This window comes from Faecalibacterium sp. DFI.5.82 (assembly GCF_029076575.1).
GTDB lineage: Bacteria > Bacillota > Clostridia > Oscillospirales > Ruminococcaceae > Faecalibacterium > Faecalibacterium duncaniae.
In genome coordinates this window covers 1-300 of record NZ_JARFIS010000779.1, presented here as the reverse complement: position 1 = coordinate 300, position 300 = coordinate 1, and the positions used below count along the sequence as shown (strand labels likewise).

At 59.0% G+C, this 300-nt stretch carries 1 protein-coding gene; it reads right to left on the bottom strand.

Features of this window, described 5'->3' with window-relative positions; translation table 11 throughout:
* Window positions 1–36: 36 nt before the first annotated feature.
* On the bottom strand, window positions 37–300 hold a 264-nt coding region (locus P0G09_RS18870; protein WP_275253439.1), incomplete at its 5' end, for an AAA family ATPase.

Genomic DNA, 300 nt, shown 5'->3' with positions numbered 1-300 from the left:
GAACTCGTCCAGACGGTTCAGGAACTCGGGGCGGAACTAGCTCCTCAGCAGCAGGACGATCTGATGCTTTGCCTCGTCGCTGAGTTCGATGGTGCCCTGTGCCCGGCGCTGCTCCAGATCGTTCAGAATGATGTCACTGCCCAGATTCGAGGTCAGGATGATCACCGTGTTCTTGAAGTCCACGGTTCGGCCCTGGCTGTCGGTGATGCGGCCATCGTCCAGCACCTGCAGCAGGATGTTGAACACATCGGGGTGGGCCTTTTCCACCTCTTCGAACAGCACCACGCTGTAGGGTTTGCG